At 71.9% G+C, this 9,243-nt stretch carries 4 protein-coding genes; 1 reads left to right on the forward strand and 3 read right to left on the reverse strand.

Annotated features, from left to right (window positions below):
- Positions 1 to 33 precede the first annotated feature (33 nt).
- Positions 34 to 1,533 (forward strand): aldehyde dehydrogenase family protein, encoded by a 1,500-nt coding sequence (locus QH270_RS04420; RefSeq protein ID WP_280339018.1) that lies wholly within the window; start codon positions 34 to 36, stop codon positions 1,531 to 1,533.
- A gap of 9 nt (positions 1,534 to 1,542) precedes the next feature.
- Here QH270_RS04420 and QH270_RS04425 read toward each other — a convergent pair whose 3' ends face one another.
- From QH270_RS04425 to QH270_RS04435, 3 genes are all read right to left on the reverse strand, one after another.
- On the reverse strand, positions 1,543 to 2,778 hold the full coding sequence (locus QH270_RS04425; RefSeq protein ID WP_280339019.1) for a TetR/AcrR family transcriptional regulator: 1,236 nt from the start codon (positions 2,776 to 2,778) through the stop codon (positions 1,543 to 1,545).
- 170 nt (positions 2,779 to 2,948) lie between these two features.
- Complete coding sequence (locus tag QH270_RS04430; protein WP_280339023.1) at positions 2,949 to 3,971, reverse strand: alpha/beta hydrolase; 1,023 nt, start codon at positions 3,969 to 3,971, stop codon at positions 2,949 to 2,951.
- Positions 3,972 to 4,144: 173 nt separating this feature from the next.
- On the reverse strand, positions 4,145 to 9,193 hold the full coding sequence (locus tag QH270_RS04435; RefSeq protein ID WP_280339021.1) for a non-ribosomal peptide synthetase: 5,049 nt from the start codon (positions 9,191 to 9,193) through the stop codon (positions 4,145 to 4,147).
- Positions 9,194 to 9,243: the final 50 nt, after the last annotated feature.

The raw sequence follows: 9,243 nt of genomic DNA on the forward strand, positions 1-9,243 counted from the left end.
CCGGGCGCGTTCGATCTCCTGTGAGAGGTGACGATGACAGAGGCCACCGCCGCGCCGACGGGACGGTCCGACGTGCTGACGTCGTTCGACCCGCGCACCGGCGAACAGCTCGCGCAGTATTCCGTCGACGGTCCCGCCGAGGTGACCCGTGCGGTGCGTACGGCGCGCGCGACCCAGAACTGGTGGGGCGAACTGAGTTTCGCCGAACGTCGCCGCCTGCTGCTGGCCTGGCGGGCCCAGATCGCCAGGAACTCGGGCGAATTGGTGGAGCTGCTGCGCGCCGAGACCGGCAAGCCGGAGGCCGACGCGACGCTCGAGGTGATGCTCGCGGTCGAGAATCTGGACTGGGCCGCCCGCAACGCCGCACGCGCGCTGGGCCGGAAACGCTTGGCGACCGGGTGGTTCACCCGCAACCAGCATGCCTCGGTCGGCTATCTACCCCTCGGCGTGGTCGGCGTGCTCGGCGCGTGGAACAACCCGGTCTTCACGCCGATGGGCTCGATCGCCTACGCGATGGCGGCGGGCAACGCCGTGGTGTTCCACCCGCACGAGATCACCACCGGTGTCGGGGTGTGGCTGGCGCGCAGCTGGGCCGCCGTCGTCCCCGATCAGCCGGTATTGCAGGCCGTCACCGGCGACACGCGCACGGCGACCGCGCTGTGCAAGGCCAAGGTCGACAAGATCGCCTACGCGGGGCCGGAGCCGGGCGGGCGCGAGGTGATCGCGCTGTGCGCGCAGACGCTCACGCCGGTCGTGGTGGAGCACAGCGGCAAAGGCAGCATGATCGTGCACGTCGACGCCGACCTCGACGCCGCCGCCGAGGCCGCCGTGTTCGGGGCGATGGCCAACTCGGGCCAGAACTCCTCGGGCATCCAGCGCTGTTATGTCGCCGACTCGGTGTTCGACGACTTCCTGGCCAGGGCGGCCGACCGGGCCGCGAAGCTGCGGCCGGGCGCCGACAATCGCGCTTCCTACGGCCCGATGATCAACGCCGCCCAGATCGACGTGGTGCGCAAGCAGGTCCGCGACGCGATCGCGCGCGGCGGCCACGCGGTCCTCGGCGGGCTCGACTCGTTCCGCGATCCGTATGTGGAGCCGATCGTGCTGGCCGAGGTGCCGGAGGAGAGCATCGCCATCACTGGCGAGGGCATCGGTCCGGTGCTGGTGGTGAACCGGGTGGCCGATCTCGGTGACGCGGTGGCCCGGGTGAACGCCGCAGGCAACGGCATCGCGGTCACCCTGTTCACCCGCGACATCCCCAGCGCGGAATTCATCGCCGAGCAGCTCAGTGTGGGTGTGGTGACGGTGAATTCGTCGACCGCGTTCACCGGGATTCCGGCCCTGCCGTTCGGCGGGGTGGGCGAGTACGGCCAGGGGCACAGCCACGGCGAGCAGGGGTTGCACGAGTTCAGCCGCACGATGTCGATCGCGCGCAGGCGGTACCGGGCGCCGGTGCTCCTGTCCACGTTCGATCGCCACCCCCGGTATCTGCGCACGACCAAGGTCCTGTTCCGGCTCCGGCACGGGCGCTGACCGCGCGCCTCAGTCCGGCTTCGGTGCGTCGCCGAGCAGCACGGCGCCGGTGAGCGCCGCGAGGCGGGCGAGCTGTTCGGGGCGGGAGTCGAAGCGCAGCAGACGGCCGACATCGATGATCTGGCCGATGGCGGCGTGCACCCGGAAGCGGGCCTCGATGGGGTCGTCGTCGAGCAGGTTGGCCCATTCGAGGATGTTCTGGCGCTGGAGGGCGCGCAGCCGGTGCTGCTCGGCCTGCGGCAGGTTGCTGAACTCCGCGTAGTAGACCGGCATGATCTCGGGCGTCGAGAAGGTGAGTCTGGCGTAGCGGTCGGCGATGCGGCGCGCGGCGTCGGCGCGGTTCTCGGATTCGGCCAGCGCCTCGCCGATCGCGACGGCCATCCGGTCGCCGGTGCGGTGGAAGGCGGCGGCGAGCAGGTCGGCCTTGCTGTCGAAGTGCCGGTAGACGCTGGAGGCGTTGATGCCGACGGCGGCGCCGATCTCCTCGATGCCCGATTCGTGGTAGCCGTTGCGGCCGAAGATCCGGATCGCCTCGGTGAGCAGTTGTTCGCGTTTGGAGGTGACCGGGAGGCCGCGGTTCGGCTTGCCGTGGTCGGGCTCAGCGGGCGCGGGCGGCAGGTCGGCGCGCACGATCGACCAGGCCATGTCGAGTTGCAGCGCGAGGATGCGCGCGTGCGAGAGCGTGGTGCGGTGTGCGGCGATGCTGGCCAGCGCGGACAGCGCGCCGACGGCGAGCACGGTCACGTCGTCCTCGGTCAGCTCCGGCCTGAGCTCGGCGATCGGGGCGGCGACCAGTGCCTCGAGTTCCCGGTAGAACGCGCGGATGCGAACCCGGTCCTCGCGCTCGAGGTAGCGCCGTTCCCAGCGGTAGAGACCGCCTTCGCGGCGGATGTCGATGTTCTGTTCGGCGACGGCCGTGAGCAGCGCGTCGAGCCTGGCCTCCGGGCCGGCGGCCGGGTCGTCGGCGGCCTTGGCGACATCGCGCAGCCCGCGCGCGCCCGCCTCGGCGGCGGCGACCAGCAGCGCGTACTTGTTGGCGAAGTGGCGGTAGAGGGCGGGCCCGGAGATGCCGACCTCGGCCGCGATCTCGTCGACGCCGACCGGGTAGTAGCCGCGGGCGCTGAACGCGCGGGCGGCGGCCCGCATGATCTGCATCTTGCGGTCCTTGGGCCTGCGGCGCACGACCTTCGCCGGTGCTTCGGTCGGCTCGCAGGCGCGTTCGGCCTCACTGCGATCGGCGACCATGCACTCACTTTCCGTTCCGCGAACCGGGCTCTCGACTGGGTTGACGCCACCGCTGGGCAACGTCGGACCAGTCAACCTAAGTTAACCACAATTCGCAAACGGCGAGAGAGAGTCGGGAAAATGCGAACCGCCCCGGTGGTACCCGGGGCGGTTCGTCGAGCGAGCGGGACCTACAGGCCGAGGCCGCGGGCCAGGGTCGGCCACGACAGCTTCAGCTCGTCCTTCCAGTAGCCCCACGAGTGGGTGCCGTTGGGGCGGAAGTTGAAGGTCGCCGGGATGCCGAGCTCGTTGAGCCGGTTCGACAGGTTGCGGGTGCAGTAGTTGGTGCCCGCCTCGATGACGCCGCCGATGACGATCTGGTTGGCCAGGCCGTAGGCGCCGGGCAGGGCGTACGGGCCGTCGAGGGTGTCGTACGGACCGGGCAGGCCGTTGCCGGTGGAGATGTAGAGGTCAAGACCGCGCAGGCCCTCGGCGTTCACGTACGGGTCGTTCTTGACCCACTCCTCCGAGCCCTGCGGACCCCACATGTTCATGGTGTCGCCGCCGCCCCAGGTCTCCACCGTGAGCTTGACGAACTCCGAGCCCACCGGGTCGGAGGTCTGCGCGCAGCCCGAGTAGGCCGCGGCCGCCTTGTACAGGCCGGGCTTGGCGATCGGCAGCGCCAGTACGGTGGTGCCCGAGGTGGACAGGCCCGCGATCGCGTTCACGCCGTTGGTACCCAGCGCGCCGTCGACCAGCGGAGGCAGCTCCTCGGTGAAGAAGGTCTTCCACTTGTTGCGGCCGACGACCGGGTCGTCCTTGATCCAGTCGGTGTAGTAGCTCCAGGAGCCACCGATCGGCTGGATCACGTTGACGTTCTTGTCCCCGAGGAACTCGAGCGCGTCGGTCTTGGCGACCCAGGACGCGGAGTCCTCGCCGCCGCCCGCACCGTTGAGCAGGTACAGGGTGGGGCGCGGGACGGAGGCGTCGGCGGGGCGCTGCACGTCGACGATGATGTTCTCGTCCATGGCCGCGGAGTACACGTGCAGCCGCAGGCTGCGCGAATCCTTCACCTCGGCCTTGACGATCTTGGAGCCGTCCTCGGAAACGGGGTTGGCGAGCAGGCTCTTGGAATCGATGATCGGATCAGCCGAGGCGGGACTCGCGCCGAGGCCGGACAGCAGTCCGGCGGCCACTGCGGTCGCCGCGATCATCGCCGCGGCGCGGGAGCCGCGACGCCGGGTGTGCCGACGAATCAATTTCGCACCTTCGCTTCGTTTCGAATGGGTTGCACCACGGGAGAACCCTACGGGTTACCCCGCCGCGACAACAGTAGGAATCGTTACAACAGCGCGGGACACATCATGCCTCACCAGCCACACCGGTGTCACCGTGCCCTGGTTTCCCGGTCGCCGGCGTCGAGCAGCTCCGCCAGTTGCGGGCCGATCTCGGCCAGCGCCTGCGGTGAGGTCATCTGATCATGCACCACCGGGACCGGTCGATCGCGGACCTCGCCGTCGACATACGGCGCCCAATTCGCCGCCGCCGTGTCGTGTCCGAGGGCGCTGAAGTACTCGAGCCTGCCCCGGTAGACCCCCGGCCGGTGCTCGGCGATGAGTTCGGCCGAGCGCACGGCGCTGCGGTAGATCCGGCGCACGCGCTCCGGGGTGAGCACGGCCATGTTCGCGGGGATGATCGCGTGCAGCGCGGCCAGCCCCTCCTCGCTGAGGTCGCGCACGCCGGACGCGGGCAGTGCCGCGCTCACGTCGACGCCGAGTTCGGCCAGGGCGTCGCGCACTGCGGTGTGGAAGTCCGGGACGTCGATGTCGGGGTGCGAGTCGAGCATCGCCAGCAGCGACACCCGCTCCCCCGCCGCCTGTAGCTGGGTGGCCACGGCGTGCGCGAGCACACCGCCCAGCGACCACCCGAGCAGCCGGTACGGACCGTGCGGCTGCTCGGCCCTGATCTCGTCGACGTAGCGTCGCGCCATCTCGGCGAGGGTGCCGGGCAGGTAGCCGGCCTCGCTCAGCGCGGGAGACTGCAGACCGAAGATCGGCCTGCGCGACGGGATGTACTGGGCGAGCCCGGCATAGCACCAGGACAGGCCGTACATCGGGTGCACGCAGAACAGCGGCCCGCTCGCCTCGGTGCCGTGCGGTACCCGGTTGCGGATGGGCAGCAGCACGCCGAGCGCGTCGTCGGATTCGAGGTCGTAGTCCCCGGAGGCGGCGTCGATGCGCGCGGCGAGCGCGGCGACGGTGGCGTCGGTGAAGAACCACTGCACCCGCACGTCGGCGCCGACCCGGGTGCGCAGCCTGCTGATCGCCTTGGTGGCGATCAGCGAGTTGCCGCCGAGCTCGAAGAAGTCGTCGTCCAGGCCGACCTTGCCCGCGCCGAGCACCTCGGCGAACACCTCGGCGACGGCTCGCTGCAGCGGCGTGGCCGGTGGGCGGTAGGGCCGGGTGGTGACTGCGGGGACGGGCAGCGCGTTGCGGTCGAGCTTGCCGCTGGCGTTGAGCGGCAACGACTTCAGGGTCACCAGGGCGGACGGCACCATGTACGACGGCAGCGCGGACCTGGCGTGGGCGAGCAGGGCCGTCTCGTCCAGGCCGACGGCCGCCGCGCCGCTCTCGATCGAGTATCCGGCGGCCGGGGCCGACGGCGCGGGCTCCTCCGTCGGCGCGTCGACCGGGACCACATAGCCGACCAGGCGGTCACCGGTCGGTCCGTGCACGAGCGCGACGGCCGCGTGCCGGATCGACGGGTGATCGCGCAGCACGGCCTCGACCTCACCGAGTTCGATCCGCTGGCCGCGCAGTTTCACCTGGAAGTCGCTGCGGCCCAGGTACTCCAGGGTGTCGCCGGCGGTGAGCCGGACCACGTCGCCGGTGCGGTAGAGCCGCTCGCCGCCGGGATGGGCGACGAACCGTTCGGCGGTCAGCGCGGGTGCGGCGAGGTAGCCGCGGGCCAGTTGCACGCCGGCCAGGTACAGCTCACCCGCCGTGCCGGGCGGGACCGGGCGCAGCTGGCGATCCAGTACATACACGCGCGTGTTGGCGACCGGGCTACCGATCGGAATACTCACGCCCGCATCGGGTTCGGCGGTGGCCGCGGTGACGACCGTCGCTTCCGCCGGGCCGTACCAGTTGATCAGGTCGACGCCGGGCAGCGCGTCCGCGAACCGCCGGGCGGTCGCGGTCGAGAGCGCCTCACCGGCCGCGAAGACCCGGCGCAGGGCCGGGTACTCGCGCGCGCCACCGTCGGCGAGGAACGCGTCGAGCATGGACGGCACGAAATGCACCGTGGTGACGCCACGTTCGACGAGCACGCCGGCGAGGTAGACCGGATCGCGATGACCGTCCGGCGCGGCGATGACCACGGCCGCACCGGTCTGCAAGGGCCACAACAGTTCCCAGGTGGAGATGTCGAAGGTGACCGGCGTCTTGTGCAGCACCACGTCGCCGGGACCGTGCGGGTACGTCCGTTGCGCCCAGCGGAACTGGGCGACCAGCTGCCGATGGGTGAGCATGACGCCCTTGGGCTTTCCGGTGGAGCCGGAGGTGTGGATGACGTAGGCGAGGCTGTCCGGCCGTGGCCGCGCGAACTCCGCCGTCCCGGACCCGAGGTCGAGGGTGTCGATCGCCAGAACGGGTACCGGTGCGGTCGTGGCGAATCCGGTCCCCGTGGTGGTGAGGACGCGGATCGGCGCCGCCGCCGCCAGCACCCGTTCGGTGCGTTCGGCCGGATGGTCCGGGTCGACCGGCACGTAGGCGGCCCCCGTGCGCAGCACGGCGTAGATCGCGGTGACCAGGTCGATACCGCGACGCATGGCGACCGCGACGAGGGTCTCCGGCCGGGCGCCCTCGGCGCGCAGGGCGGTGGCCAGCGCGCGGACCCTGGCGTCGAATTCGCCATAGGTGAGGGTGGTTTCGCCGTCGACGAGCGCCACGGCGTCGGGGGTCTTCGCGACCTGCGCGTCGAACAGGGTGAGCAGGGTCGCCTCGTCGAGCAGTTCGGGCGCGTCGGTGGCGTTGACCGCGGCCAGCGTCGCGCGTTCCTCGGCGAGCAGCACGTCGATCTCGGCGACGCGCGCGTCCGGGGCCGCGGTGAAGCGGGCCAGCAGCATCGAGAGCCGCTGTGCCAGCGCGTTCGCGGTCGGCTCGCCGAAGACGTCGCGCAGGTACTTCACCGAGACGCGCAGCTGGGAGTCCGCGACGACCTGCACGGTCAGCGGATAGTGCGTGCCGTTGGCGGCGTCCATGCCGAGCACGCCCGCCGAGCCGGAGGCCGCCTGTGCCAGCCCGGCCCGGTCGACGGGGAAGGACTCGAAGACCACGAGCGAGTCGAACAGGGCATCGATCCCGGCGATCTCCTGGATCTCGCCGAGCCCGAGGTAGTGGTGGTCGAGCAATTCGGCCTGCTCGCCCTGCAGCCCGCGCAGCAGTTCGGCGACGGTGTCGCCGGGCCGCACCCGTACCCGGACCGGGATGGCGTTGAGGAACAGGCCGACCATGCTCTCCACGCCGTCGAGGTCTGCGGGCCTGCCGGACACGGTGGCGCCGAAGACCACGTCGTCGCGATCGACCAGGCGGGCGATGAGCAGGCCCCACGCCGCCTGGACCACCGTGTTCACCGTGACGCCGAGGCGCGCGGCGAGTTCGCTCAGCGCGGCGGTGTCGGCCTCGGTGAGGACGAAACCGGTTTCGCCTGTCCCCGTGGCGATCTCGCGGCCCTGGTCGACCGGGGCCAGCGGTGTCGGCTCCGCCAGTCCGGTGAGCGCGGCGCGCCAGGCCTGGCGCGCGGCCTCGGGGTCCTGGTCGGCCAGCCAGGCCAGGTAGTCGCGGTACGGCGCGACCTTGGGCAGGCGCCGGGTGCGGCCGCCGACGGCGTAGGCGATGAGCAGTTCCTGCAGCAGCAGCGGCATCGACCAGCCGTCGATCAGGATGTGATGGCTGGTGACCAGCAGGTGCGCGGTGTCGGGCGTGCGCACCACGGTGAAGCGCAGCAGCGGCGCGGTGGCCATGTCGAAGTGGGTGGCCAGGTCGGCCGCCCTGATCCGCGGGTAGGTGGCGGCGTCGGCGTCGATCACGCGCCACGGCACGTCGAGATCCTCGAGCACCACCTGCAGCGGGGTGCCCGCCGCGTCGGTCGCGAAGGCCACGCGCAGGTTGTCGTGCCGGTCGAGCACGGTCTGCGCGGCCTGGTGCAGCCGCTCGTCGTCCACGGCCGGGTCGAGGTCCAGGACGAACTGGGTGATGTAGGGGTCCACCGAGTTCTCCGCGAGCAGCGCGTGGAACAGCATGCCGGACTGCAACGGCGTCACCGGCCAGATGTCGCCGAGCAGCGGATAGCGCCGGACCAGGCGGCCGAGCTCGGCCTGGCCGAGCCGCACCAGCGGGAAGTCCGACGGCGTGAAACCGCCCGCACCGGGACGCAATCCGTGTTCGGCGAGACCGCCGAGCGCGCGGATCCAGTGCTCGGCGAAGGCCTTGACGTCGTCGGCGGTGAGGACCGCCGTGGCGTAGTCGAAGCGGGCGACCATGCCGTCGTCGGTGGCGTCGACGGTGAGGACGAGCGCCAGGTCGTCGGCGGCGAGGTCGGTGTGCACCCGGGCCGGGCGCAGATCGCGGAAGCGCACCGCGAACCGGCCGCGGTCGAGGGTGCGCACGCTGTCGGCGGCGTCGCCGTCGAGGTGACGCAGCAGCCCGAACCCGGCGCCGTGGGCGGGCACCGTCCGGCGCAGCTCCTTGATCTGGGCCAGCGCCGCCCCGGCGGCCGGGCCGCCGACCAGCGCGTCGGCGACGTCGACCCCGTCCAGGCGCAGGGCCAGCGGGTAGTCGGTGGTGAAGCCGCCGACCACGTTCTCCGCGTCGGGCCTGCCGAGCACCCGCTGGTCGGCACGCAGCCGCACCACGGTGCCGATCGCCCGCGCCGCCGGGGAGTCGGCGGCGGTGTACAGGGCCAGCGCGGCCGCGGTGAGCAGCACCTCGTCGACGGTGGCGCGGTAGGCCTCGGCGACGGTGCTCACCGCGGCGGTGCCCTCGCCGGTGATGCTGAGCGAGACCCGGTTGCGCTGGCGCAGGTCGACCGATTCCGCGGCCCTGGACCGGATCGCGCGATGCCAGTACGCGCGTTCGGCGCGAGCGCGGGCGCTTCCCGGGTAGTCGGCGAGCCTGCGCACCAGGTCGCCGAGGCCGGCGTCCGGCGCGAACGGCGCGGCGTGCCTGCCCCTGCTCCACGCGGTGGTCAGCTGGTCGACGACCGCGCGCAGCGATACCTCGTCCAGCACGAGGGCATTGGCGACCACGATCAGGGTCGCGGGCCCGTCGCCGTCACCGGTGAGGACGAAGTGGATGTTGCGGCCCTCGTCCGGATCGAGCGCGGCCGCGGGCGCCGGGGCGATGTGGTGGGAGGGCAGCGAGGGCTCACCCGCCACCGCGGCGGGCCGGCGGGAGGCGCCGCCCGGGGGGGCCAGGGGGGGGGGGG

Origin of the sequence: Nocardia neocaledoniensis, from assembly GCF_029868625.1 — a bacterium.
Taxonomy (GTDB): Bacteria; Actinomycetota; Actinomycetes; order Mycobacteriales; family Mycobacteriaceae; genus Nocardia; species Nocardia neocaledoniensis_A.